We start from the raw sequence: 25681 nt of genomic DNA on the forward strand, positions 1-25681 counted from the left end.
AATATTTGACTTAATTTAATTAATTAGTACGGGTGAACTTAAGATAGCTTGGCTATAGGGATGTCGCGAAGCCTCGTTGTGTAACTTGGAGAAAGTAGTTCCCTGCGCATTGCCCAGATCTTATTGGGGTCAGTTTGGATATCGGAAATTATTGTACGCTTAGCGTATTTCCAAACTGACCCTTGGTAACTCATCACTTAAGATCTGACCTTTAAGTTACAGCCTACACGGAATGCGCTCCCTATTTCGAGATATTCAGCTCTCGCTGCTCCGGTCAGCTGCTGCGACTGCTCAGTAAACCCGGCTATATCATGGCTACACTTTTTCGACGTCGCTTTGTAGCCGCGAACGCACATTTCATAAACGACGTTAGGATCTGCGAATTTTGAACGTTGCGCGATGGCACTGCACGTCGCAGAGACGCGCGCTTGTTCCTGGCGCGGGCTTAACTCTTCCGCTGGTGCTACCGTCTGCGTTTTTTTCGGTTTGCTGCAATCCAGACTGCGTGCGGCGATACGCTGCTTTAAATAGGTTTGCTGGGCGTAGTAAACATCAAAATCTTCTCTTTGCATCGTTGCCACACCTCCAGATTTTGCGGGGGCTCTGTTAACCGTGGCTAACGCCTGGCAAAGTTCATCATCGCCGGTGATTGTTTTCAGCTGGTCTACCGCAGTCTTTTCTGCGGGTGAGACGTAATGCCCGCTACATCCCGCTAGTGTTACCGCCATCGCTGCGATATAAAAAGTTAAACGCTGCATTAAATGCCCTTAATTGTCTATTATTAGTACCGTGGGGGGCGGTTTGAAAACCGGAAATTTTTGTACGTTTAGAGCATTATTTTACCAACGTTGGTGAGTAATTTATTGATCTTGTATTAGCGATTATCGCATTTAAATTATCGGGCATTCTGTATCGCATTTAGGTTATCTCATTGGCTAAAAATGCTAGCCAAGCAGTCTATAGCGCAGGAGTACACCCTATTGCTATAGGTAATCCTGTTCAAAAAATATACTTACCGTACAATAATTCTCTATATCCAAACTGCCCCCTATCAGTTTACCGCCTGGTTCCACGCCCAATTTCAGCGAGGGGAACCAAGTTGTTTATGGGCACTACCACATTTACATCAACCTGGCGACGGGAATGTCGCTGAGTCGTGTCGTGTAGCTAGGGGACAGCAGTTCGCGGCGCATTGCCCAGGATTTATTGATCCCTTGGCCGGCAAACCAAATTTTTCCTAACCCGGAGTGGTTTATGCCATCGACGGCTTTCATCAATTGTTCGCTGCCAGCGCGCGGTGGATGTTCGTCGAAGAGATCGATCTGGCCAGGTTTGTCACAGAAATCGTTCAGCATGATCCCCGCCTTCTGATACCGAAACCCGTCGCGCCAAATGGCTTTGAGAGCTTTCACTGCTGCCGCTACTATGTCGCGGGTGTCTTGCGTGGCCAACATGAGCTGCACGCTGTAGCTGTTAGCGTAATACGGCTCGTGGGGAGCAAATGGGCTGGTTCGCACAAATACCGAAATATGCCGGCAATACTGCCGTTCTCGACGGAGTTTCTCTGCCGCGCGCTCTGCGTATTGGCACACCGCCTGGTGCAAGTCCTGCAGCTGCGTGACGCGCTGGCCAAACGACCGGCTGACGATGATCTGCTGCTTTGCCGGCAGCGCCTCGATCGAGATGCACGGAACTCCGTTCAGTTCGCGTACTGTGCGCTCGAGTACGACACCAAACGTCCGGCGAATCAACGCCTGATTGCTGTCCGCGAGCTGCAGCGTTGTTGTGATCCCCATCGTGGCCAACTTTTTCGTCAACTGGCGCCCGCATCCCCAAACTTCGTTGACCGGCAGCAACGCCATCAACTTTCGTTGTCGGTCGCGGTTCGTCAGGTCGACCACACCGCCGGTGGCCGGCCAGGTTTTCGCAGCGTGATTCGCGAGTTTAGCAAGCGTCATCGTCTGGGCGACACCGATCCCGCAGGTGAGTCCCGTCTGCTGCAAAACGGTATCGCGAACGCGCCGGCCATAGTCTTCGAATGACTCAACGGCATCGATGCCGGCGACGTGCAAAAATGCTTCATCGATACTGTAGATGGTCAGCGCCGGCGCGAGGGATTCCAGAACGGTCATGCAGCGTGCCGACATATCACCGTTTATGTGGAATAGAAAAGCAAGCTTTGATGGAGGGTTTCTTCACTTTATTCGCGCTATCGGAATATCATTCCAGCAGGTAGTCCACGCCGGGCTGAGCATTTCCCGCTTCATCCTCCACGCTGTATCTACGCCTTGACCCGCAAACCACACACTGCCCAACCCGGACTGATTGATGCCGTCCAGTACCTTCATCAGTTGGGCGCTTTTCTCTCTGGGTTTGTTCTCGTTAAAAAGGTTGAACTGAGCTATGCCATTCGGCGTAAAATCATCAAGCGCGATACCGGCTTTCATATAGCGCCGACCATCCAGCCAAATGCGATCTAGTGAACGCAGTGCAACTTCAATAATGTCTCGCGTATCCTGGGTCGGCAGGGCAAGCTTTTCTCCAGCGCTATTGCCGTAATACACTTCGTTAATGGCGTGGGGTGAGGTTCTTATAAATATGCCGATGTGTCGGCAAAACTGGCGTTCACCTCTCAGCTTTTCGGCTGCACGTGTCGCGTACAAACACAGAGCCTGCTGCATGGCTGCTTTTGACGTGATGCGCTCACCGAAGGAGCGTGAGCAAATAATCTGCTGTTTTGATGGCGGAAGCTCCTCAAGAGGAATGCAGGACTCCCCATTCAGTTCCCGTACGGTACGCTCCAGAACAACTGAAAAATTTTCCCGGATAAATCTCGGACTGGATTGAGCAAGCTGTAAAGCATTTTTAATACCCATCAGATTAAGGCGTTTGCCTATTTTCCTGCCCACGTCCCAAACCTCTTCTACGGGCTGATTTTCCAGCAGCGTCATGGTGCGTTTCGAATTATCCGGTGTGAGCGCCAGGACGCCGCGAAACTGTTTCCACTCCTTGCTGGCCCATTGGGCCGATTTGGCCAGGGTTTTGGTCTGCCCAATACCAACGCCAATAGGCAGCCCAACGGTATTCAGGGCATGCGCTTTGAGACGTCGGCCAAAGTGTTCAAAATCTTCGCAACTATCAATGCCCGTCAAATCGAGAAACATTTCATCGATGCTGTACTGTTCAACTCGCGGTGTAATCTCCTCAAGAGCGCTCATGACTCTCTGACTAAGGCTATGATAAAGCGCATAATTCGAACTGAAAACGTGCACCTTTTCCCTGTAACTCTGATTTTTAATCTGGAACCAGGGCACACCCATTTTTATTCCTAACGCTTTTGCACCAGCATTGCGTGCGATAACACATCCGTCGTTGTTACTAAGAACAACAATCGGTTTGCCTCGCAAATCTGGGCGAAACAACGCCTCACAACTGGCATAAAATGAGTTTACATCCGCAAGACCAAACATTGGCATCGTTACCTCCGTCGAGTACGAGTGCAGTTGAAAAACCACGTAACAACACCAAGTAATTGCAATTCATCGGGATAAATAATTGGAAATGCTGGACTCATAGGCAAAAGCGCAAGGCGGGGCTTCAGTTGAAGACGTTTAACGGTAAACTCTCCATCGACTTCCACGACAACAATATCGCCATGAATGGCTTCCTCAGCGCGATCAACCACCAGAATGTCGCCATCACAAAGACCTGGTTCCTGCATACTGCAACCGCTGGCGCGTACAAAAAAAGTAGAGGCTCGTCGACGTATACAGAGCTCATTTAAATCCAGTTCCTTTTCGACGTAATCCTGTGCTGGGGATGGAAATGCACCCATGATCATAGGTCTTCATGAGCAGAAAAAGGACAAAATACAGGATCTTGTATTCTATAGTTTTCATACGTCAAAAAGTCATATAACAATATGATTATATTGTTAAATATAAAAATTCCACTCCAAAGAGACATGTTGATTCACTCGCAAGAGATACTGTTTATGTATACAGTATTGTGCAATGGAGAAGTAAAGCAAGTAGTTCATAAGCGCGTATTGTGATCTTGTTGAAGTAAGGGCAAATTTAGTTTTGCAAGCAGGCGATATAATTGATGGCCGCGCAATTCATGCATTCTGGCCCATTGAGGGGCAGGGTGAGCTAAAAACAGAAAGAGTGAAATTCAGGATGTTCAAGGAAATGTTCCGATAGCAGTGACCCCAAAACAACTATTGAAATCAAACCAGCATAGCGGATACATTACGCACGTTGTTACCTTGTATCATCAGGATGCCGTTGACTGTGTTTATCAGCCGTGAAGTCATTTCCAGAATCGTATTGATCATCATGGCTGTTGCCGTGCTGAGCAGTTCGCTTATGGCAAAACCGCAGGCTGTCTACAACGTCCAGGATACAACGTCCATCAGTGACCATCAGCACGACAGCGATGAACCACTGAATGAGCACGATCCGTTGCTGTTCCACTCGCACGGTAACGTACATCACCTCAATGCCGATCATTCCCACGATCTGAACAAACTATTCACGCTGACTGCTTTGCAGGCCTGGGACGCAGGCATGCGGACGACGTTCGCGCTGAGTTCAGAACAAATCCTGCGGATACCTCAGGCCACCCCCGAACGCCCTCCGAGATCCCTGATTGCGTAATAACTTCCGTTAATTCGTTATTATTCAATTTGTAAGGGTTTTTATGAATACCAGCCTTGATATGCAGGGCCGGTTGAGCGGTGGCCTGTTTTCAGCTCAGGCGCGTTCAGCTTGTCTTTTTTTCTTGTTATTAATGCTTTTCTACAGCCAGGGCGCGTCTGCCCACGGTGTGGCAGAAGGCGACAAAGGGTACATTCAGGAAATCACCGGGATTAACATCATCCCGTTTATCTACCTTGGCGCGAAGCACATGGTGACCGGTTACGATCACCTGCTGTTTCTGTTTGGCGTGATTTTCTTTCTCTACAAAATGCGCGATATCGGGCTGTACGTCAGCCTGTTTGCTGTCGGTCACTCCACGACGCTGCTCATTGGTACCTTCTTTGACATCAGCGTCAGCGCTTATCTCATTGATGCCATTATCGGCCTGTCGGTGGTCTATAAAGCGCTTGATAACCTTGGAGCCTTCCAGCGCTGGTTTGGTTTTCAGCCGAACACGAAACTTGCGACGCTCATTTTTGGCTTCTTCCACGGCTTTGGTCTGGCGACCAAAATCAAAGAGTTCGAAATTTCTCCCGATGGCCTGTTCGTCAACCTGATTGCCTTCAATGTCGGGGTGGAGATAGGCCAGCTGCTGGCGCTGAGCGCCATCCTCATCATCATGAGCTACTGGCGGCAGACGGCGAGCTTTTTCCGCCACGCCTACACTGCCAACGTTGTGATGATGAGCGCCGGTTTCCTGTTAATGAGTTACCAGATTTGTGGTTACGTTTTAGCCTGAGGGAGAAAAGAGAATGTATAACACCGATTTACCGACCCGTGCAGAACTGCCTTCTGCGATGAAACTGATGCAATCAACCATTCTGGCCGCCATTGTTGCGCTTACGCTGCTGATTACCATCGTGATGCCGTCAGAATACGGCATCGACCCGACGGGCGTTGGCCGTCTGCTGGGCCTTAAAGAAATGGGTGAAATCAAAACGCAGCTGGCGGAAGAGGCTGCTGCTGATAAAGCGGGCACGAGCCCACTGGCGCAGCAAACAGCACCGGTAAATGAACGTCCGGTGCCGGACAACCCGCCGACAATCACGCAAAACAGCTACCCGGAACTGAGTGTCCCGGCCACAACCCGTGCGCCGGAAGCGCCAACCGCCGGTTCTCAACGTAATCAGCTGCTGATTACGCTGAAGCCGAATGAAGCGGCAGAGGTGAAGATGGAAATGCGTAAGGATGCCCGGGTAGCTTATCAGTGGATGAGTTCTGGTCCTGTGAACGTCGATGCCCACGGCGATCCGGTTAATGCCCCGAAAGGGTTTTACCACGGCTATGGTAAAGATCGTCAGATTACTTCTCGTGATGGCGTGTTGCAGGCCGCCTTCGACGGAAAACATGGCTGGTTCTGGCGAAATCGTGGTTCAGAGACGATTACGATCCAACTGGATACCAATGGGGAGTACATGAGTATTAAGCGCGTCATCTGATTTACCGGGCCCGTATTATGCGGGCCCATTTTATTAATCCCGGCAATACAAGACTTTACACTCCAGCACCTTACATCCTCCCCGGGGGGATGCTAATCTTTTTAAACCGTATCATTGTCTATTGAGAGAAGTATTCAGCGATGTACCTGATGTTTAAACGTTCATCCCGTTATGTTCTGATGATTGTCATCATGGCCGTTGGCATGATGATGTCGTCGATGGGGACGTTTGCATCACATGGTACAAACGGCCTGACAGGCTACGAGATGGATCTGCACGATGCAGAAGTCACCATGACAATGCAGGACCACTCTCACGATTCGGACATCCCTCAGTCTGGCCATGCAGGCCATCATCAGACAGACCATTTTCATGAAACTCCGGAGCAGCCACCCTCTGTGGAGATTGCCCTCTCTCCTGTAGCAGACAGATGGTTGCCGCTTGCCGATCTTCGTAGTCCGGTTAAAGCCACGGACATCATTTACCGTCCTCCCAGCACCCGCCAGATCTGATCGCTGTTACCGGTAGCGTGTTTGCTGCCTGGCATTTATCAACTTCAGATTTAGCGGAGAGGCTATGTATAAAGACTCCATTCAGGCGCGTCGTGAGATTGCGCGGAATTTCACTGCACTTAATTATCGGATTGCCCCTCTGCACTGGCAGACGCTGTGCATGGGCGTTAATCGCGACCTTCAGGCCAAAAAATTGCGTCCGAATGTCCCGGTGCCTTCACGGCGTAAGGTCATTCCGTTCCTGAAAATGATGCATCAGGAAACGGGCTCGATGCTCAAAGCGATCCTCGCCTTTGGCTTTGATGGCCCATGGACCTCCAGCGGCGGATCGTTTCGTCTGGCGCGAGAAATTGGGTTCGATATCGTTCACTACGCGAAGAACATTCACCACAAAAATGGCACCGTCACCTTCCTGGAAATTGGTGCTGCCTGGGCGGGTTTTCGTGCAGAAGAAACGACCAGTCATCAGGCGACAATTTCCGGGCTGGCGGAGGGCTTCAGGGAGCAGCTTGGACAGAGTGCATTCCTGCACTTCACCAATCTCACGCCATGGCATGAATCGCTGCCAAAAGGTGTGACTGAGCATCCCTACGTGACGGCTGCCGGGTTGTGTACGCTGGAGAAACGGGGCGTTCAGGCAGGCGGGGTCGATATTATCTACTCCCAGGCAGCGGCTTATTTCGAGCAGGATTACACGACTTTCCTTCGCAGCGCAGCCCGCCTGCTGAAAGGGGATGGCGTCTTAATCTTCAACCATGATCCTGTCCTGGCGAGTGCGATGGATGAAGTGGCCTGGGAGCACGGGCTGCGCCTGGTCAGACGCAAGCAGATGGGAGGTATGAATGGCGCAATTGCCCGTTATCACCGGCTTCGCTCGTCCCCGATGAGCCAGATGGTCTTCCCTGGCGTTAATCGGACGCAGGATGAAGAAGTGGTCTGTGAATCACTGGTTATGTCAGCGCTTCGTCGCAGCGTGGAGGTGTAACGCCCGATATGTTGACGCGTAGACATTTCCTCACCACCACAGGAGCATTGCTGATGACAACATTACTGCCGGGGGAAACCCTGGCAGCCTCTCTGGCAGAAAGAGTCAGTGATACATGGCAAAAAATAAACACCCGTCGCTCTGCTCAAGAGACGATAACACCGGGCTGGATCTTGCAGTCTCTCGGTCTTCAGAGTGGCTCAACGGAATTGCGGAGAGCCATTTTTGAACTGGTCAGGCGAATGCCTTATCAGCTTGGTTCATGGAATGAGCAAAGCATGAGCCTGTTTGAGCAGGGTTTTGGCGATTGTCGTCATAAAGCCGCCGCGGCCGAACGACTGCTGGTTGCCGGTGGTATTACGGCAAAGCGAAAACTGGTGCAGTTTGACTGGGCTGATTTACCCATTCCTCCGGAAATACTGACCATTTTGCCGCAAACACAGGGGTTTCATGACACCGTGACTTTTGAGTTAAACGGGAAAACATTCCTGTTTGATGCCACCTGGGATATCGCTTTGCGCGGTGCAGGCTTCCCTGTGATGCCTTCATGGGACGGCAACTCTGACACCTGGTCAGTGACTTCCCGGATGTCGACACAGCAAACTGTGCAGATGCCGCAGCCCGGGCAGGACATTTACAGCGCGAACCAGATGAGCTGGCCGCAGCGCGAGAAAACCATGGCGTTCAATCAGGCCTTGAACAGCTGGCTCGAAGACATTCGGGCTAACCGTGACGACTGGTGCACCATCATCCACAGCGACGTTGAGGCGACCCGGCTGAGCCTAAAAACCTGCCTGGGACTTCTGAGTTAACACCTTTCTCGTCAGAAGGGGCTACGCAGGGAAGCGGCGATAACACCTTCGACACTCTTTATGCTGCTTCAGGTATAACGCTGGGATACCTGAAGCTTTTTTATTCTACATATCAGGCAACTAGCAAAACCCACATCCCCCCCGCCAGGATAATGCTTGTCATTTTTTTCAGCTCACTCTATGCTTTCACCATCCCCCTGGGGGGGATGTAAATTTAAGCCAAGAGATTGCCTGATGCTCAATATTCTTTCTAATCGTACCTATCGCCATCTGTTTTTGGCACAGGTTATCGCCCTTATCGGTACCGGTCTGGCGACCGTAGCGCTGGGGCTTTTAGCCTACGATCTCGCCGGAGACAGGGCCGGGGCGGTTCTGGGTACCGCGCTGGCGATCAAGATGAGCGCCTATATTCTGGTGGCACCAGTAGCAGCGGCCTTTGCCGACAAATTCCCGCGTCGCACCATGCTGGTGACGCTGGACCTGGTTCGTGCCCTCGTGGCTATCGCACTGCCTTTTGTCACTCAGATCTGGGAAATCTACATCCTGATCTTCATTCTTCAGTCTGCTTCGGCAGCGTTTACGCCAACCTTTCAGGCGACAATCCCTGATATTCTTCCTGACGAACGCGAATATACCCGGGCGCTGTCTCTGTCACGTCTGGCCTACGATCTGGAAAGCGTAATCAGCCCGATGCTGGCGGCGGCACTGCTGACGGTCATGAGCTTCCACAATCTGTTTGCCGGTACGGCGGTCGGGTTCCTCGCCTCAGCGGCTCTGGTTGTTTCCGTGACGTTGCCAAAAATGAAAGCGCTAACGGTCAACCGCAGCATCTATGACAAAACTACGCGAGGCATGCGCATCTTCCTGAAAACACCAAGACTGCGTGGCCTGCTGGCTCTGAACATGGCTGTGGCGGCAGCGAGTGCGATGGTGATCGTCAACACCGTTGTTCTGGTTCAGGCGGACTTTGGTTTCTCACAGCGAGCTACCGCCATTGCCCTGGCTTTCTTCGGTGTGGGGTCCATGGTGTCGGCCCTGATCCTCCCCAGACTGCTCGACAAAATGAGTGACCGCATGCCGATGCTTGTGGGCACCGTGCTTCTAGTCGTTGGCCTGGGACTGGGCATTTTCCTCAAGGATTACATCACGCTGGTTGTGCTCTGGGCGCTGCTGGGTGTGGGCTACTCGCTTTCTCAGACGCCGAGCGGTCGCCTGCTGCGCCGTTCGTCTACGGCTGAAGACAGACCGGCACTGTTCGCCGCTCAGTTCGCTCTGTCGCATTCATGCTGGCTGGTGACTTATCCACTCGCCGGGTGGGTAGGCGCAACATGGGGAACGCAGGCTTCGTTCATCGCCCTGACCATTGTGGCCGCGCTGTCACTGATTACTGCCGTTCTTATCTGGCGGCCTGAGCATGAAGTTTACGCCCAGATTCACAGTCACACCGATCCAGAAACAAACAACGAATCGACCCATGAGCATGATTTCGTCATTGATGATGAACACCCGTCATGGCCGAAGAAAGAGAAGTAATTTCCGTAAAACAGACAAACGGGCAGGAGAGGATAAGCCGATAAAAAATGTGACCATGGCGTTGATACACATTATCTTATCCCCTCCACCTGGAGAGGATAAATCATGACCGTTCACGCATCACACCCTGACATTATTAAAAGACTTAAGCGTGCCGCAGGGCACCTGAAAAGCACCATCCAGATGCTCGAAGATGAAAAAGCGTGTCTGGACATCGCCCAGCAGTTGCACGCTGTGGAAAAGGCGATAACGAATGCGAAGCGTACTTTAATTCATGACCATCTGGATCACTGCCTGGAGGATGCCCTTCATGCCGACCACCACGGGTCTGAAAATACGCTTAGCGAATTTAAAGAGATAACCAAGTATCTTTAAGGCAAGCGAAACATGACTGATTTTTCTGCTCTTTTACAGCAAGGCGTGGCGAATGCCTGGCTGTTCATACCCAGCGCAATCCTGCTGGGTGCGCTTCACGGCCTGGAGCCCGGGCACTCCAAAACGATGATGGCCGCCTTTATCGTGGCTATCCGGGGAACGGTGAAGCAAGCCGTATTACTGGGGCTTGCGGCGACTATTTCGCATACGTCAGTGGTCTGGCTGATTGCGATGGGCGGAATGTATGTCAGTCAGAAATTCACCGCTGAGTCTGCCGAACCCTGGTTCCAGCTGATTTCAGCCATCATCATTCTTGCCACGGCGGCATGGATGTTCTGGCGAACCTGGCGTGGCGAAAAGCTGTGGAAGATGGAGCAGGAAGAGGAACACGGCCACGGTCATCACGATCATGATGAAACCCGCATCATCGATACGGGTCATGGCAGCGTTGAACTCTCGATTTTCGAGGAAGGTCAGCCACCTCACTGGCGCTTACGCTCGCTCAGCGGCAGGAAATGGGAAGCCCGCGATATCTCTCTGGTCACCAACCGGGGAACGGGGACATTTTCACAGGCCTTTGATTTCGTAGAAAAAGACGGGTTTATGGAATCAGCCCTGGCGATCCCGGAGCCGCACAGTTTCGATGTTCGTCTCTCTTTGGGCCATCGCGGCCATGTACACGATTATGACGTGGAGTTCCGCGAGCATGAACACGGCCACGATCATGACCACGATCACTCCGCGCTGGAGGGACTGGATGTTAACTCCCGCGAGTATCAGGACGCGCACGAGAAAGCGCATGCGAACGACATCAAAAAGCGTTTTGCTAATCGCAGCGTAACCACCGGACAAATTATCCTGTTCGGCCTGACCGGCGGACTCATTCCTTGCCCGGCAGCCATTACCGTTCTGCTGCTTTGCATTCAGGTAAAAGAATTTACGCTCGGTGCTGCGCTGGTACTGTGTTTCAGCATCGGCTTAGCGATTACGCTGGTATCAGTAGGTGCAGCGGCGGCTTTCAGCGTTCGTCAGGCAACAAAACGCTGGAGTGGCCTGGATACGCTGGCGCGTCGGGCGCCGTACTTCTCAAGCGTACTGATTGCCCTGGTCGGTATCTACATGGGTTATCACGGCTGGATCGGCGTGACCCGCTGATTTCGCCTAACAAGACTCATCTCTGAACCCACCCACCGGTGGGTTTTTTATCTCTGAAGCCCATCACATTTTCATCCCCCTACCGGGGATAGCAATTGAGCTTTCACAGACGCTCATTTATCATCAGAACATCCCCCCTGGGGGGATGTAAAATCATAAATGGAACCTGCTATGCAAAAACAATACTTCAATAAGATTCGTCGTCAATTCGTCAACGTCACCGGTATGTTGCTCACTTCATTCACCGCCATTCCTGCCCTGGCAGCGCAGGGCGGCTTCTCCGCAGAGAAAGAGCCAGTCGCTACTGAGCGCATGTATGCCGGACATAAAGTACAGCAGGAGAATGGTCAAAGCCGTATTCAGGCCGTATCGTCAATGCACGAAAGGGCGTGGGTAACGCTGGAAGGCAATGTTATCAGTCAGCAGCAGGATGAGTGGTACACCTTCCGCGATCCAACCGGCACCATCAAAGTGCGCATTCCTCAGAAGGTCTGGAACGGGCAGCACTTCGATGCTCAGGATCTGGTGCGAGTGAGTGGGCTGGTGAGCCATGAGAATGGCGCAGCGCGCCTGGATGTAGGTGTGATTAGCAAGCCTTGATTTACACCCTCATGCAAGATGCAGAGCCCTGAACGCAATTTAGTCTTTTTGAGGTGGGGGCTGACTAGCCATTTTTTTAATGAATGCAGTCAGCTTATCAATATCACCTTCCGCAATTGCTTTCTCATCCGGAGTTAGCGGGACTTCCTCAAGATACCGGCGTATAGAGGCTTTACTTTCAAGAGCCAGTGCCTGGGAACTGCTTTTCGGCAAACTAAAATCACAGCCAATACAGGCCATTCTGTGCGGGCAACTGCTCCAGAACGGATTGGTGCAATACAAATCGCCTAAATCATAGTACAGAGCAGGCCCTGATGACGTTAGTGCCTGACTGTCATGATCGATCAGCACGCTGATCATATGGGAAATTTTGTCCGCTTTCACAAAAGAAGCCGCCAGCCGTGTTGGGCGAATGCGGATGTAGTGCAGGGTTGATCGCGGGCAGCTATGTCCGGACCACTCCATTAACTCATGCAAGGTCATCCCTTGTGGTACGCTGGCCAGTGCGGTGACCGCTGAAGCTCTTCCCCGGTGACTGGTGATCCGTCCACGGCTGTCTTCGACCGGGACACCGGCCCGGGCACAGAGTACCGGGATAATTGTGTTATTCAGGAGTGCGCTTCCCACGTGTTTACCACGAAACTGAAACAAATAGCTGACTTTTTCCCCCGTGCGTTCATCAATCAGAGGCGCCTGCTCCTGGGGGCGTTCCTGCAGCCATAAATCCACGTATTTTTTCACAATGCTGGCGACTGGTTTGACGAACGCTTTTGATGTTTTCCCAGCAGGAACATCCAGATAGCACAGCGTTCCGGCAGAAATAATGCTACCGTCGTCCTGGACAATATCATCTGTCTGCTCATGTATACATCCTGAGGTCAGGCGGAATATTTCATTCTGGCGCAGTCCCGCATGGGTCCAGATCACCGCCATCGCCTGATGCAGGGAAAACGGATAATGGATCTCCGTTAACATATCCTCCGGGTGCAGGTTCAGACTGGCCCAGATCAACTTCAGCCACACGGGATCGTCAATCACCCGCGGATTCACTCCCCGGCTGAAAGCTGGTGTGTCCGGCGTGACCAAATGGCGGTAGGGGCTAAGCTTCAGTCTTCCCCATCCCCAGAGCTCGTAATCAACAAAAAAACGCCGCAGGGCATATAAAAACGCTGCTCGGGAGTTGCTCATCATCGGCTGACCGGAGCGGGGAGACACACGTTGCTTTTGCTCAGATAGGGGTCGTCTCAGAAAACGGAAAATAAAGCACGCTAAGCCGGTTGCAGCGGCCGTAGCGGCCTGAACTTGCCCGCGCCGATCTTGGCGCTGCTGCGCCAGAGGTAATCGCCGGTCAGGTTGATGTGCTCCCAGCCGAGCGGCGACAGGTACTGCAACAGGCCGTCATCGACGGCTTGACCGTGGCCACGCAAGGCGTTCGCGGCCCGCTCCAGATAGACCGTGTTCCATAGCACGATGGCCGCCGTCACCAGGTTGAGGCCGCTGGCCCGGTAGCGCTGCTGCTCGAAGCTGCGGTCGCGGATTTCCCCCAGGCGGTTGAAGAACACGGCGCGGGCCAGCGCGTTGCGCGCCTCGCCTTTGTTCAGCCCGGCATGCACGCGGCGGCGCAGCTCGACGCTTTGCAGCCAGTCCAGGATGAACAGTGTGCGCTCGATGCGTCCCAGCTCACGCAGGGCGACGGCCAGGCCGTTCTGGCGCGGGTAGCTGCCAAGCTTCCTGAGCATCAGCGAGGCCGTCGCCGTGCCCTGCTTGATCGAGGTGGCCATCCGCAGGATTTCATCCCAATGGGCGCGGACGTGCTTGATGTTGAGCGTGCCGCCGATCATCGGTTTCAACGCCTCGTAGGTGGCATCGCCCTTCGGGATGTAGAGCTTGGTGTCGCCCAGGTCACGAATGCGCGGGGCGAAGCGGAAGCCCAGCAGGTGCATCAACGCGAAGACGTGGTCCGTGAACCCTGCCGTGTCGGTGTAGTGCTCCTCGATCCGCAGGTCGGATTCGTGATACAGCAGGCCGTCGAGCACGTAGGTCGAGTCGCGCACGCCGACGTTCACGACCTTGGTGTGGAACGGCGCGTACTGGTCGGAGATATGGGTGTAGAACGTCCGCCCTGGGCTGCTGCCGTATTTCGGATTGATGTGGCCGGTGCTCTCGGCCTTGCTGCCGGTGCGGAAGTTCTGGCCGTCCGACGATGACGTGGTGCCGTCGCCCCAATGCTCGGCGAAGGGATGTCGGAACTGCGCGTTGACCAGCTCGGCCAGTGCCGCCCCGTAGGTTTCGTCGCGGATGTGCCAGGCTTGCAGCCAGGCCAGCTTGGCGTAGGTCGTGCCGGGGCACGATTCCGCCATCTTGGTCAGGCCCAGGTTGATCGCGTCGGCGAGGATCGTGGTCAGCAACAGGTTTTTGTCCTTGGCCAGGTCGCCTGACTTCAGGTGGGCGAAGTGCCGGGTGAAGCCCGTCCATTCGTCTACCTCCAGCAGCAATTCGGTGATCTTGACGTGCGGTAGGATCATCGCCGTCTGGTCGATCAGGGCCTGTGCGGTATCGGGCACCGCCGCATCGAGCGGCGTGATCTTCAGGCCCGACTCCGTGATGATGGCGTCCGGCAGCTCGTTGGCCAGCGCCATGCGGTTGACGGTGGCGAGCTGCGTTTCCAGCAGCGTCAGCCGGTCATGCAGGTACTGGTCGCAATCGGTGGCCACGGCCAGCGGCAATTCGCTGGCCTGCTTGAGGCTGGCGAATTTCGCGGGCGGCACCAGGTAGTCCTCGAAGTCCTTGAACTGGCGCGAGCCTTGCACCCAGATGTCGCCGGAGCGCAGCGCGTTCTTCAGCTCCGACAGCGCGCACAGTTCGTAGTAGCGCCGGTCGATGCCGGTGTCGGTCATCACCAGCTTCTGCCAGCGCGGCTTGATGAACTCGGTCGGCGCGTCGGTGGGCACCTTGCGGGCGTTGTCGCTGTTCATGCTGCGCAGCACCTCGATGGCGTCGAGTACGTCCTTGGCGGCGGGCGCGGCCCGCAACTTGAGCACGTCGAGAAATTCCGGCGCGTAGCGGCGCAGCGTGGCGTAGCTCTCGCCGATGCGGTGCAGGAAATCGAAGTCCTCGGGTTGCGCGAGCCGCTGCGCTTCGGTGACGCTCTCGGCGAAAGCATCCCAGGACATGACGGCCTCGATGGCGGCGAACGGATCGCGGCCCGCTTGCTTGGCCTCGATCAGCGCCTGGCCGATGCGCCCGAACAGCCGCACCTTGGCATTGATCGCCTTGCCGGATGCCTGGAACTGCTGCTGATGCTTGTTCTTGGCGGCATTGAACAGCTTGCCCAGGATGCGGTCATGCAGGTCGATGATTTCGTCGGTGACGGTGGCCATGCCCTCGATGGCGAGCGCCACCAGGGTCGCGTAACGCCGCTGCGGCTCGAACTTCGCCAGGTCGGCGGGCGTCATCTGGCCGCCCTCGCGGGCGATCTTGAGCAGCCGGTTCTGGTGAACCAGCCGCTCGATGCCGGAGGGCAGGTCGAGCGCCTGCCACGCCTTGAGGCGTTCGATGTGTTCCAGCATGTGCCGCGAGTTCGGTTTGACCGGGGATTGCCGCAGCCAGGCCAGCCACGTCGTCTTGCCGTTGTCGCGGCGCTTGAGCAGATCGTCGAGGCGACGGCGATGCACGTCCGTCAGCGGCTCAGCCAAGGCGTCGTAGAGACGCCGGTTGGCGCGGGTAATCGCTTCGGCGCTCGCCCGCTCGACGGCGTTGAGGGCGGGCACAATGACCGACTGCCGCCGCAGGTGCTCGATCAAGGCTCTGGCCAGCACGATGCCCTTGTCGGTTTGCATGGCCAGCTCGGTCAGCAACTGGACAGCCTGCCGGTAGTGGCCAATCGTGAACGGCTGGAAGCCGAACACCGTTTGCAGCTCGACCAGGTGCTCGCGTCGGGTCTGCTCACGCTGCCCGTACTCGTCCCAGCTTTCGATGCCGACCTTGAGCTGGTTGGCGACCAGTCTCAGCAATGGCGGGAACGGTGGCTCATCAGCGCCAAGGATGACGCCGGGAAAGCGCAGGTAGCAGAGCTGCACCGCGAAGCCCAGCCGATTGGCCGGGCCGCGCCGCTGCCGGATGATGGAGAGGTCGCTTTCGCTGAACGTGTAGTGACGGATCAACTCATCCTTGGTGTCCGGCAACGCCAGCAGGCTTTCGCGCTCGGCGGCGGAGAGGATCGAACGGCGGGGCATGCGGTTTCCTTCTTCTTGAAAACGTAGGTTTGTGACAAGCCCGCCAAGGCAACCGGCGCGGCACGGGAATCAAGGCATTGCGATTCTCGAAAATAGTTCTTGAAATTCTATTCTTGATTGCATATCATCTCAACGAGTTTCGATAAGAAAGGATGCGCATGCGACCGTCTGTTGTGCTTGACATGAAGCGAAGCGCAGTGCGTGAAGCGGTAGGCCGCTTTCGCGCCGCGAACCCGCGCGTCTTCGGCTCGGTGCTGCATGGCACCGACCGGGATGGCAGCGACCTCGACCTGTTGGTCGATGCGCTGCCCGGTGCCACGTTGTTGGACTTGGGCGATTTGGAAGAAGAACTGAAATCGCTGCTCGGCGTTGACGTCGATCTGCTGACTCCCGGCGACCTGCCGCCGAAGTTCCGGGCCAAGGTGCTCGCGGAGGCGCAACCGATATGAGCGAGAACCGCCTGCCCGATTACCTCGACCACATTCAGCAGGCCGCAACCGATGCGCGCAGCTTCGTGGAAGGGATGGCCAAGGACGACTTCTTGGCCGACAAGCGCACCCAGCAGGCCGTCATCATGAGCCTGATCGTCATCGGCGAGGCGGCCACAAAGGTGATGGATGGCTACGTCGAGTTCACCCAGGCGCATGCCGACGTGCCGTGGCGCAGCATGCGCAATATGCGTAATCGCATGGCTCACGGCTATTTCGACATCAACCTCGATGTGGTGTGGGAGACGGTACAGGAATGGCTGCCGGCGTTGCTCCAGCAATTGCCCGCCGTGCGTCAGGATGCCGACGATGAAGACCGTAACGACAACTGTGAAAGAGGGATCTCCGATGACTGTTGAATCGAGAATATTTTCTGTAGCCGAGTATGTTCAGCCGTCCGAAGGCGAGCCTATTCGTTCCGTTGTGCTTGAAACCCGAGACTCAATTATCGTGGTTTGGCATGTCCATCCCGGGCAGGAAATTGCGGCTCACATTCATCCTCACGGCCAAGACACGTGGACTGTTTTGTCGGGAATGGCTGATTACTTTCAGGGCAATGGGATTGTTCGTGCCCTCAGGGAAGGTGAGATAGCCGTGGCAAGACCGGGCCAAGTGCACGGGGCGCGAAATACAGGTACCGAGCCATTTGTGTTAGTCTCGGTTGTGGCATCAGCCAATGCCGGTTTCGTATTGGCTGAGCGATAGAGCCCAATCTCTGGAGTTGGTCCAATGAGCGGTCGGGGAGATAGGTAACAGACATGCAGCGGACACGGCTGCTAAACCAGGTCGCAAACCTCCTTGCGTCGCAGCGTGCCGCAAGCGACGCGATCAATCGAATGGGGTCGGCATGAGACTGAACACCATCCAGTTCCCGACCGCGTAGCCGCCTGTCCTGCCGATCAGGTCTTGACCATCGACGCCTGGGATCAGTCCTGAATGTTCTTGGAGACCACTACGTTATGAGCCGCAGCCGCCGCAAAACACCCATCGTCGGGCACACGACCTGCGGCAGCGAGCGCGAGGACAAGAAGCTCTGGCATCAGCGCTGGCGCACCCGTGAGCGCACGGCGCTGACCAGCGCGTCGCCCGAAGCCCTGAGCGCCCATCTGCCCCTGCTGGAAAACCAGGCCAGCAGCGTCTGGTCGATGGGCAAGGATGGCCGCTCCTACTGGCCCGTCAAGCGCCAGGCCGCCACGGCGGATCGCATCGCCAATCACAAGGGACGCAACCCGCAAGAACGCGCCTCCCTGAAAAAGCGCCTGCTGCGCAAGTGGATGAGCAAATGAAGCTCTCCTTCCATCAGCACATTGCGCTGTTCTGGATGATCGGTGCTCCGGGCGTCTTCGCGCCCGTGATCGAGAACGCCAAGCGGCCCGATGCCGGCGCCGTCATGGCGTGGGGTGTCGCGATCGTGGCGGTGATGATCCTCTTCACCCCTTTGCTGCTGCGCTGTCCACCATTCCGGCGCTGGTATGGCCGGACGGATGCGCTGTCGGAGCGGCAGCGCCAGGCGCTTGCCGAGCGCGGCCTGCGCCGCTACTACCAGACCGCTTTCGATGACGGCTACGTGCCCCGCGTGATGCCCTACGTGTGGCGCATCATCTGGACGGTCGGCGGGTTGATGGCTGTGACCGCCGTACTGCCTACCAACACCGGACGGCCAGCCTTCGATGCCTTGGTGGTCTTCTCGACCTGGTATCCGATAGGCGTGATGCTGCTGGTTTTCGCGTCGAGGCCCCTTGGCCGGTTGATTCGCCAAAGAGCACAGGAGCGGCGGAAATGAGCACGTCAACCATCGAGGCGCTGGCCAGCGCCTGGGCAAGGATTGCCGAGGAAGCGGAATTCCCCGCTGACTACGAGGGGACTGCCACACCACAAGCGCATCGGGCTAGCGAAGCTATTCAGGAGCAGATTCGGGAGCGCATCGTCGCCACCAACGACATGCGGCTGTTCAGCCTGCTGCACCTGCTGGGTCAGGCGTCGCTGCGCATGGAGCAAGCGCTGTGGCCGGAGGATTACGAGCGGATGACGCGCGAGGTTGAGGAAGCCCTGCGGCAAGCCACCGACGCCAACGCCAGATCGTACACCCACGAAGAAGTGATGCAGGCGATGCAGGAACGCATCGACCGGGCGCGAGACAAGCCATGTTGATTGGCTATGCGCGCGTCTCGACGCAGGATCAGAACCTGGAGCTGCAACGCGAAGCCTTGAGCAAGGCCGGATGTAAAAAGGTCTTCGAGGACAAGGTGAGTGGCACGCGGGCAGACCGGCCTGGCTTGGCCAAGACGCTCGAAATGCTGCGCGAAGGCGATACTTTGGTCGTCTGGAAGCTCGACCGGCTGGGCCGGTCGGTCAAGCAACTGGTCGATCTGGTCGGCGATCTGCACAAGCACGGTGTCCAGTTCAGGAGCCTCACCGACTCCATCGACACCGGCACACCATCCGGGCGGTTCTTCTTCCACGTCATGGCGAGCCTTGCCGAAATGGAGCGCGAGCTGACCGTCGAGCGCACCCGCGCCGGGCTGGAAGTCGCCAAGCAGCTCGGCCGCAAAGGCGGCCGCAAGCCGAAGATGACCGACAGCAAGATCGAGTCGGCCAAGAAGCTGCTGGCCAGCGGGGTGCCGCCCAAGGACGTGGCCAAGAACCTCGGCGTGTCCATTCCGACGCTGTACCGCTGGGTGCCAGCCTCCACGCACGCTTAGCGTGCTTTATTTTCCGTTTTCTGAGACGACCCCAGATACCAGAGAAAGTTCATCCACATTCATCCTCCCCAGTGCGGCAATGAAACTGGCACAGGTGCTGATAGTCCAGTCAGCGGGCTCACGAATATCAGGGCAGTCTCTCGAAAGCCACAAACCGATACGTAAAATAAAGCTGTAATTTGTTTCACGGGTTCGGGGTCGTAGCACGGATGTTTCCCGCCAGCGCTGACACCATCCGACCCATTCTGGGGCTATCCCGTCAGTCCGCTTCTCTTTCCAGCCGGTATAACCGCGCATACGTAGAGGGCGAGACAAAATTCCCATTGCTGCCAGACCGTGAGAGACCTTGCCTACCGCTCTGGCAATTCCGTTAGTGCGGTACTGCTGGCCCCGTTTGAGCAATTCTTCAGTGAAGCTTTCCAGACGGGGATCGCCATTTTCCAGCATCAGCATTCCTAGGACTGCTGAGAGAAACATTTCCTGATGCCGAAGGGAGTACCCCTGTGCCACCAGGACGTCCATGAGACGGCTGAGTTCCTGCTGAAAAATATCCCGACCAAAAACTGCACAAGCATAATAGGCAGGTTGCCGGCATCGGCTGCTATACAAGGGGATAGGAATCTGTGACAGGTGAAAGGCAAAAGCTGCCAGTAGCGGGCCTCCGAGATTTCGTCGTTGATACAACCCCTGCCATATGTCTTCAGTCCAGAGGTGGTAAGGCATGTCCTGACGGTGTGCTTCGGCGAGTACCGCCAGAATGGTAATCCTCGCTACCTCGGGCTTTATACCGCTCTGGGTGGCGATGTCATAAAGAGGGCGCAGGAATGCTGGCACAGGTTTCTGCAGAAGATATTTACCCCGTCGTTGTGGGGTACTTAGGGCAAGACGTTCCTGTGCGGAGAAAGTGGCTCTGAGTTGATATGACTCCAGTGCAAAAGGCTGCCAGACAACACCAGTGGTGTTTTCGGCTTTCATAAGACAAACCCTCTGTCAGCAAAAACCAGCCCGGCAACTTTTCTGTCAAGTTCAGCGACAGCCCCGGCCATGCGAGCAGCGAGATCGGTACCGGACAGGTGCAGGTAAACCTGAGTCGTCCGGGGATCCCGATGCCCAGCATAGGTGGCGAGTTCGTGAAGTTTCCAGCCCGCCCGCGCCAAATGAGTCAGACGCAGATGACGAAAGGTATGAGTGGAGAAATAAGGCAGTCCGGATTTAAGCCCCCAACTGCGGACGGTTTTACTCCAGCTCCAGATGCTTAGTGGCATACCGTAATTCCGATCTGACACTGAACGAAATAATGGGCCACCAGAAACACCACTTTGCCGTAACTGTTGCAAATGGGCTGCAAGTACAGGTGCTACCGCCGGGCTGTAACAGACAATACGCTCGCGATGATTCTTGGTGGTTTCAGCACGAACACGGATTAATCGAAGACCTAAATCAAGATCGTCAACTCGAAGTGCCGTCACTTCAGCTCGCCTTAATGCACCATAATAGGCCAGCGCCAGCATCAGACGGTCTCGTAACGTCGCAGAGGCAGCCTGCTGTAGTAGAGTAAACCAGCCATGATCATCAGGAACACAGGGAAGGCGGGTGATACGGGGCACAAGCCCACGTCCGCTGAAAATCGGACTTGGCGACATCGCTCGGGGAATCGGGCTGGTTTCACAAAGCTCCTGGTAATAAAGATAATCATACCAGAGCCGAATAGCAGAGATACGTAACTGGAGCGTGGAACTGGATACTGGATGCGCCATTCCAGGTAATTGTGGGCGAATATAACCGGAAAAATCCTCAAAATGGGCTGATGTAGGAGGAATTGATTCCGCTTCGCAGTAGCGTAAGTAATGTGTCAGTGCTCCTCGGTAGGCTTTAGTCGTTGCTTCAGCCCGACCCAGGTCAGTCAGAAGTCCGAGCCATTGCTCAACAAGATGCATACTGGCAGTAAAAAGTGGATTGCTGACCATCATGTTGACCTCTTTTGACAGAGAAACAGGTGCAGTTTAGTTCAAACGGTCCAATCAGGTGTTGCATTCCACTTAACTTACTACAAGGCATAATTGCTCGAGAACACAGTAACCTGATGTGTTCTGATGGTGTCCTTTGCCAGGAAAAATGGCATGCCGCGTTTCAGACCCAGTTTTTTCGCCTCTCTGTTGATCGCTACCAGGGTTCCATCGTTATTTGATAATACAATCAATGGTTTACCTTTAAGATCTGGCCGGAAAACCTGCTCACAGGCGCAATACATTGAGTTGACGTCAGCCAGCATAAACATGATCACCTCCCAAATGAGTGGAGGGCGTGGATCACCACACCGAAAATTTCCAGGGTTTCGGGGTAAATGGGGCTGTATGCCGGGTTCATTGGCGCCAGGCAGACCCGCGGGGTGAGCAGCAGCCGCTTTACGGTAAATTCGCCGTCAACGGCGGCGATGACGATGCTGCCATGCACGGGTTTTTCCGCCCGATCGACGATCAGCAAATCACCCGACAAGATCCCGCCGTCGGTCATCGATTCGCCAGTAGCCCGGATGAAGTATGTCGCCGCCGGATGTTTTATAAAATCATTTAAATCAATTGATTGCTCAACATAGTCATCGGCAGGGCTGGGGAACCCCGCAGGGCATTGTGTTCCAAATAGAGGGAGCTTCACGGGCTGGACTGGTGAAAATAAATACAATTTCGACGTGTTCATAATAGGTATAATTTATCTGTATATATATACAGTAAATCATAAACGAAACGCACGCAGACGCAAGCCTGAAACTAAGCCACCCTGCCAGTTGCGGCGTAATCTAATAATTTTCTGAGTGTTTTTTATACCCCTTGACGATGATTTTTCGGGGGGCTTGCGCACATGTTATCCACTAAAACTGTGGATAACGCCGGGTCAGACTTTGGGTGTATCGATGGCCACGATGAGTGATGCACTGTCGTTGCGAACGGTACCGACGTCTGAAGATACTGGCTGCCAGGCAAAACTCTCCGCCTGCAGACTGTAGATGTCGGCCAACATGTCACCCGGTGGCGGAATCAACCGGCTATCGAGCCAGTCGCGGGCGGCTGCTGCTGGCAGCGCAAGTGGGCGCCGATCATGAATATCCGACAAACCGTCATGACTGGCGGCCGTGATAATGACGAAGCTGTCAGCCACTTCCGGATCAGTGGCGCACAACGCGGCGAAGAACAGCGGGCTGCGATCGGTGGGATAGATGAAATACGGCTGTTTCAGTCGCGGATTGTCCGGGGATTTTTTCCATTCGTACCAACCCGATGCCGGTACCAGCGCACGGCCATGTTTCCAGAGTGGAGCGAACATTCGGCTGCTTGCAGCGGTTTCGACGCGGGCGTTGATGAGGGCCGGTTTTCCCTGGGCGCGCCACCAGGCAGGTGCATATCCCCAGTCAACCGGCGCCAGCTGCAACTGATCATGATGATGATGGAACAGCGGTACCGGCGTGCCGGGGGCGACGTTATACCGGGCGCGCCAGTCGCCGGTGGTGCTAACTGGTGTATCAGACGCCAGGGCTGCGAGAAATTCGTCTCGGCTATGGAACTGGGCAAAGCGGCCACACATAGGCAGCTGATCCTTTTGTGTCAACATGACCCAAGTATAGCTTCAGCGGTATGGTGGGATTTCGAACCAGGAGTTAATTATATAACTCATTGAAAATGTTAAAAAAGTTCACATAATACTGATTATGTTAAATTAATCAATGGCTTAGGGTGGTTTGTGGTTTTGGTCTAGAGCAGTCTCTATCGCTTTCTACCCTTATTATTCAGGATTGCACTCTCTGCAATGTCCTTCCATTTTGTACCCGCCGCAATCACATGGTTCCATCGGTACAAATCCCCCCTCCTTACTGTAGTAACAAGTATAAGCAAGGCAGGCCCCTGCCTGATGCTTGGGCACGTAGATGACTGCTGGCCAGTCGCACTCAGGGCAAAAGTGATGGTCCTCGGGACGAAGGTTTTCCAACCTGAATTCGCAGCAGGTGCAGTATGTTTCTACCGGAAAACTTTCACCACGATACAGAATAAAATGAGACCAACTTTCGCAGACTGGACACATGGCCAGGTGGTATTCGTCCTCGACATCGATATCCAGGAACTGCCGCTCAAACTTTACTATTTTTTCTTTTATGTCTGAATCATACGTCGCCAGCTCGGTGTCATCCGACTGCAGAATGGCAAATGCGGGTTTGTACACCGTCCGGTAAAGTTCACGCAACATCATGGCCAGGGTTTCTGATGATATTTCAATGGCGAAGTGCTGGATCTTGTTGCGCTCCAGCGCCAGTGTATTCAGCAAACTCAAACTGTTTTTCTCGAATGAATCAGGATAATGCTTTTCGAGAAGCTCGATGAGCCCGGCAATCGCCACACTTTTGCAACGATATAGATCCTGTTCTGTAGGTTGCCGATCACCACACACCTTTTTAATCGACCATTGCTCAAATATCAGGGTGTCATCAAGGCGAGTCAGCGTCGCCTTCAGCAGCAGTTCGGCCCCCTGAAACAGATCTAACAGGCAGCGCTTGTGATCGCGATTTCTATTCTCGCGAGCAGCGTTATAAAAGTGCTCCAGCCCGGTTTCGACTGAGTCCAGTGCATTTTCCAGCAAAGAAAATTTCACCATGCCAACATTCCTTATTTAATCATTTTTTTAGAGCGAATGCTTCCTCGCTCATCAGTGGCCATCGAATGCGGTGCTCCCGTAGCTCTTGTGCCTGGGTGACCGTGAACCCTGTACGGGCCAGCAGGGTACCCAGTGCAGCGCCGGTATCTTCCTCATACGAGGCAGCCGTGAGCGGAAACGCCTCCATACTTTCCCGCAGAATATGCAGCAGCCGCTCCTGTGCCGGCAGCGATCGGAGCGCCTCCCCGGGTGTCACGACAGCCCGCCACTCCTCGTCAGTCAGGCCGGTGATCCCCAGCTCCTGCAACGCAGTGTCCAGTTGCCGGTACCAGGTGTCGGTCTGGTCAGTTGGCGAGGGGGCGGCAGTCATACCCTCTTCCGGCGTGGTGCTTTCATTGATCTGTAGACGGATATCTATGCCCGAATCGTGGCAGGCCTGTAGCCACTGCGCCACCTTCAGGGGATCGCCCTCCAGACGAGTCGCCTGTCCGGTCGAGTTCCACAGCTGCAGACAGGTGGTGCCGTCGAGGCGGACCACGTAATCGCCCCGGCACGCCATGTGCCAGATGTTATCTAGTTGCACTAGCCGGTCGTCTGCGAAGGTGCCAGCATCTTCCGACGGCCTCACCGGGACCAGGGGAAGGATCATTACTTCTGTTGCGCGCTGTTCGGTCAGCATGCGTTCCTGTTCGCCGGCCAGCAGGGGTGTGGCCACCGCCCTGCCCGCGTCCGTCAGCTCCACCGCCAGCTGCAGCGTCTGCCGGTTACGCAGGGTGCGCAACCAGCCGGCGGCTTCCATCCGGCGACAGGAGCCGCGCAGGTTGTTGCCGTACACCGGGGCCTCACCGCCCTGCGCCAGCAGCCGCTCAATATCTTTCGTCGCCACCGGCCCCGGACGTTTCGCATTGAGAGCGGCCAGCACAATCAGCACCCGCCGCTGCAGCGGCGACGGACGGCGGGCGGTTACCGCTGTCATGCTCTGCCCCGACGCTGACGGATGAGCGATTTCAGCTGCGCGAGGTCAGCCTTCACGCGGTCAAATCCGGCGTCTTTCGGCAACCCCTGGAGTGCAAGGATGTGCCACATTTGCACAATGCCGTCGGCTTTCATCCATTGATGAGCATTCCACTCACTGCTGCCGTCGAGTTCACATTTTTTAATTTCGTCTTCGGTGATCTTCAGCAGTTGTTCGTAGCTGAGAGAAAAGTTCTGTTCCTGATCCATCCTGCACGCTCAATCTGATAATGTCCGGTAAGTAAAAAATCATATCACGAATGATTTTAAACTGAATGAGTAAACATCATATTAGATATGATTTTGTGATTAATGATAAACATCATATCAGATGTGATTTTATGTATGTTGTTTAATTATCATATCATCTGCGGATTTTCCGCCGCGCAGATCCGATTTCCGGCAGTCTCGGATCTCGCTGGGACCGATTCGGGGGTATTCGGTCATGCATTCTCTTTAATGAATGTTGTACCAGCCTGCACACAAACGA

Annotated in this window: 30 protein-coding genes and 2 pseudogenes; 17 read left to right on the forward strand and 15 right to left on the reverse strand. The window is 54.9% G+C overall.

The window, feature by feature from the left end:
- Window positions 1-38: 38 nt before the first annotated feature.
- The 5 genes and pseudogenes from AC2FC2_RS23430 to umuD (AC2FC2_RS23450) all read right to left on the reverse strand — a co-directional run bounded on the left by AC2FC2_RS23430 (window position 39) and on the right by umuD (AC2FC2_RS23450) (window position 3841).
- On the reverse strand, window positions 39-194 hold the full coding sequence (locus AC2FC2_RS23430; protein ID WP_130016827.1) for a DUF4113 domain-containing protein: 156 nt from the start codon (window positions 192-194) through the stop codon (window positions 39-41).
- Window positions 195-197: 3 nt separating this feature from the next.
- The gene (locus tag AC2FC2_RS23435) at window positions 198-758 is read right to left on the reverse strand and encodes a hypothetical protein (RefSeq protein ID WP_129935302.1); all 561 of its coding nucleotides are present in this window, start codon (window positions 756-758) and stop codon (window positions 198-200) included.
- A 363-nt stretch (window positions 759-1121) separates the two neighbouring features.
- Window positions 1122-2165: pseudogene (gene umuC, locus AC2FC2_RS23440) on the reverse strand (translesion error-prone DNA polymerase V subunit UmuC); the annotation flags it as partial.
- A 30-nt stretch (window positions 2166-2195) separates the two neighbouring features.
- Window positions 2196-3470 carry a translesion error-prone DNA polymerase V subunit UmuC gene (gene umuC, locus AC2FC2_RS23445; RefSeq protein ID WP_033147132.1) on the reverse strand — a complete coding sequence of 425 codons (1275 nt, stop codon included), beginning with the start codon at window positions 3468-3470 and terminating at the stop codon, window positions 2196-2198.
- Between the two features lie 8 nt (window positions 3471-3478).
- Window positions 3479-3841: a translesion error-prone DNA polymerase V autoproteolytic subunit gene (gene umuD / locus AC2FC2_RS23450; protein WP_054623424.1), complete on the reverse strand. Its 363-nt coding sequence runs from the start codon at window positions 3839-3841 to the stop codon at window positions 3479-3481.
- Between the two features lie 451 nt (window positions 3842-4292).
- Here umuD (AC2FC2_RS23450) and AC2FC2_RS23455 point away from each other — a divergent pair, with 451 nt between their 5' ends.
- The 10 genes from AC2FC2_RS23455 (at window position 4293) to AC2FC2_RS23500 (ending at window position 12111) form a co-directional block, all read left to right on the forward strand.
- A complete protein-coding gene (locus AC2FC2_RS23455; protein WP_033147114.1) occupies window positions 4293-4658 on the forward strand; it encodes a hypothetical protein in 366 nt (121 codons plus the stop codon).
- Window positions 4659-4701: 43 nt separating this feature from the next.
- The gene (locus AC2FC2_RS23460; protein WP_033147113.1) at window positions 4702-5439 is read left to right on the forward strand and encodes a HupE/UreJ family protein; all 738 of its coding nucleotides are present in this window, start codon (window positions 4702-4704) and stop codon (window positions 5437-5439) included.
- A 13-nt stretch (window positions 5440-5452) separates the two neighbouring features.
- Window positions 5453-6139, forward strand: coding sequence for a hypothetical protein (locus tag AC2FC2_RS23465; RefSeq protein ID WP_033147112.1), 687 nt, complete (start codon window positions 5453-5455; stop codon window positions 6137-6139).
- Window positions 6140-6279: 140 nt separating this feature from the next.
- Window positions 6280-6651 carry a hypothetical protein gene (locus tag AC2FC2_RS23470; protein ID WP_033147111.1) on the forward strand — a complete coding sequence of 124 codons (372 nt, stop codon included), beginning with the start codon at window positions 6280-6282 and terminating at the stop codon, window positions 6649-6651.
- 64 nt (window positions 6652-6715) lie between these two features.
- Window positions 6716-7636 carry a class I SAM-dependent methyltransferase gene (locus tag AC2FC2_RS23475; protein ID WP_033147110.1) on the forward strand — a complete coding sequence of 307 codons (921 nt, stop codon included), beginning with the start codon at window positions 6716-6718 and terminating at the stop codon, window positions 7634-7636.
- Window positions 7637-7689: 53 nt separating this feature from the next.
- Window positions 7690-8448, forward strand: coding sequence for a hypothetical protein (locus tag AC2FC2_RS23480; protein WP_033147109.1), 759 nt, complete (start codon window positions 7690-7692; stop codon window positions 8446-8448).
- Window positions 8449-8682: 234 nt separating this feature from the next.
- A complete protein-coding gene (gene ncrA / locus AC2FC2_RS23485) occupies window positions 8683-9981 on the forward strand; it encodes an MFS transporter (RefSeq protein WP_033147108.1) in 1299 nt (432 codons plus the stop codon).
- 105 nt (window positions 9982-10086) lie between these two features.
- Window positions 10087-10356: a metal-sensing transcriptional repressor gene (locus tag AC2FC2_RS23490; RefSeq protein ID WP_033147107.1), complete on the forward strand. Its 270-nt coding sequence runs from the start codon at window positions 10087-10089 to the stop codon at window positions 10354-10356.
- Window positions 10357-10368: 12 nt separating this feature from the next.
- Entirely contained in the window at window positions 10369-11511 is a 1143-nt protein-coding gene (locus tag AC2FC2_RS23495) for a nickel/cobalt efflux protein RcnA (protein WP_033147106.1), read from the forward strand.
- Window positions 11512-11670: 159 nt separating this feature from the next.
- Window positions 11671-12111: a YgiW/YdeI family stress tolerance OB fold protein gene (locus AC2FC2_RS23500; protein WP_139152896.1), complete on the forward strand. Its 441-nt coding sequence runs from the start codon at window positions 11671-11673 to the stop codon at window positions 12109-12111.
- Between the two features lie 39 nt (window positions 12112-12150).
- On the opposite strand, the gene AC2FC2_RS23505 is transcribed toward AC2FC2_RS23500, so the two are convergent.
- On the reverse strand, window positions 12151-13302 hold the full coding sequence (locus tag AC2FC2_RS23505; protein WP_490659949.1) for a tyrosine-type recombinase/integrase: 1152 nt from the start codon (window positions 13300-13302) through the stop codon (window positions 12151-12153).
- Between the two features lie 77 nt (window positions 13303-13379).
- Window positions 13380-16346 carry a Tn3-like element ISPa38 family transposase gene (locus tag AC2FC2_RS23510; protein ID WP_003100881.1) on the reverse strand — a complete coding sequence of 989 codons (2967 nt, stop codon included), beginning with the start codon at window positions 16344-16346 and terminating at the stop codon, window positions 13380-13382.
- A 182-nt stretch (window positions 16347-16528) separates the two neighbouring features.
- Here AC2FC2_RS23510 and AC2FC2_RS23515 point away from each other — a divergent pair, with 182 nt between their 5' ends.
- From AC2FC2_RS23515 to AC2FC2_RS23545, 7 genes are all read left to right on the forward strand, one after another.
- Entirely contained in the window at window positions 16529-16795 is a 267-nt protein-coding gene (locus AC2FC2_RS23515) for a nucleotidyltransferase family protein (RefSeq protein ID WP_016487057.1), read from the forward strand.
- Window positions 16792-17193, forward strand: a complete 402-nt coding sequence (locus tag AC2FC2_RS23520) for a HepT-like ribonuclease domain-containing protein (protein WP_001293886.1) — start codon at window positions 16792-16794, stop codon at window positions 17191-17193. Before AC2FC2_RS23515 ends, AC2FC2_RS23520 begins: the two co-directional genes overlap by 4 nt.
- Window positions 17183-17539, forward strand: coding sequence for a cupin domain-containing protein (locus AC2FC2_RS23525; RefSeq protein ID WP_000215515.1), 357 nt, complete (start codon window positions 17183-17185; stop codon window positions 17537-17539). Before AC2FC2_RS23520 ends, AC2FC2_RS23525 begins: the two co-directional genes overlap by 11 nt.
- 254 nt (window positions 17540-17793) lie before the next feature.
- The gene (locus AC2FC2_RS23530) at window positions 17794-18120 is read left to right on the forward strand and encodes a hypothetical protein (protein WP_003100858.1); all 327 of its coding nucleotides are present in this window, start codon (window positions 17794-17796) and stop codon (window positions 18118-18120) included.
- Window positions 18117-18617 (forward strand): hypothetical protein, encoded by a 501-nt coding sequence (locus AC2FC2_RS23535; RefSeq protein WP_003100856.1) that lies wholly within the window; start codon window positions 18117-18119, stop codon window positions 18615-18617. Before AC2FC2_RS23530 ends, AC2FC2_RS23535 begins: the two co-directional genes overlap by 4 nt.
- The gene (locus AC2FC2_RS23540) at window positions 18614-18985 is read left to right on the forward strand and encodes a hypothetical protein (protein ID WP_003100853.1); all 372 of its coding nucleotides are present in this window, start codon (window positions 18614-18616) and stop codon (window positions 18983-18985) included. Before AC2FC2_RS23535 ends, AC2FC2_RS23540 begins: the two co-directional genes overlap by 4 nt.
- Window positions 18979-19536 (forward strand): recombinase family protein, encoded by a 558-nt coding sequence (locus AC2FC2_RS23545; protein WP_003100847.1) that lies wholly within the window; start codon window positions 18979-18981, stop codon window positions 19534-19536. Before AC2FC2_RS23540 ends, AC2FC2_RS23545 begins: the two co-directional genes overlap by 7 nt.
- A gap of 6 nt (window positions 19537-19542) precedes the next feature.
- Here AC2FC2_RS23545 and AC2FC2_RS23550 read toward each other — a convergent pair whose 3' ends face one another.
- From AC2FC2_RS23550 to AC2FC2_RS23585, 8 genes and pseudogenes are all read right to left on the reverse strand, one after another.
- Complete coding sequence (locus tag AC2FC2_RS23550; protein ID WP_490659950.1) at window positions 19543-20511, reverse strand: hypothetical protein; 969 nt, start codon at window positions 20509-20511, stop codon at window positions 19543-19545.
- Window positions 20508-21506 carry a tyrosine-type recombinase/integrase gene (locus tag AC2FC2_RS23555; RefSeq protein ID WP_223998207.1) on the reverse strand — a complete coding sequence of 333 codons (999 nt, stop codon included), beginning with the start codon at window positions 21504-21506 and terminating at the stop codon, window positions 20508-20510. The genes AC2FC2_RS23550 and AC2FC2_RS23555 overlap by 4 nt, the downstream gene beginning before the upstream one ends.
- 80 nt (window positions 21507-21586) lie before the next feature.
- Window positions 21587-21814, reverse strand: a pseudogene (locus AC2FC2_RS23560) (Y-family DNA polymerase); the annotation flags it as partial.
- Between the two features lie 2 nt (window positions 21815-21816).
- Window positions 21817-22233, reverse strand: coding sequence for a translesion error-prone DNA polymerase V autoproteolytic subunit (gene umuD / locus AC2FC2_RS23565; RefSeq protein WP_130016803.1), 417 nt, complete (start codon window positions 22231-22233; stop codon window positions 21817-21819).
- 195 nt (window positions 22234-22428) lie between these two features.
- Window positions 22429-23115 (reverse strand): SOS response-associated peptidase family protein, encoded by a 687-nt coding sequence (locus tag AC2FC2_RS23570; protein WP_130016826.1) that lies wholly within the window; start codon window positions 23113-23115, stop codon window positions 22429-22431.
- Between the two features lie 198 nt (window positions 23116-23313).
- On the reverse strand, window positions 23314-24177 hold the full coding sequence (locus AC2FC2_RS23575) for a hypothetical protein (protein ID WP_129935308.1): 864 nt from the start codon (window positions 24175-24177) through the stop codon (window positions 23314-23316).
- Between the two features lie 19 nt (window positions 24178-24196).
- Window positions 24197-25153, reverse strand: coding sequence for a hypothetical protein (locus AC2FC2_RS23580; RefSeq protein WP_129935310.1), 957 nt, complete (start codon window positions 25151-25153; stop codon window positions 24197-24199).
- Window positions 25150-25401: a hypothetical protein gene (locus AC2FC2_RS23585; RefSeq protein WP_006322729.1), complete on the reverse strand. Its 252-nt coding sequence runs from the start codon at window positions 25399-25401 to the stop codon at window positions 25150-25152. Before AC2FC2_RS23585 ends, AC2FC2_RS23580 begins: the two co-directional genes overlap by 4 nt.
- Window positions 25402-25681 lie beyond the last annotated feature (280 nt).

The sequence above is a fragment of the Serratia sp. CoH_122_TC_1 genome (assembly GCF_058191755.1).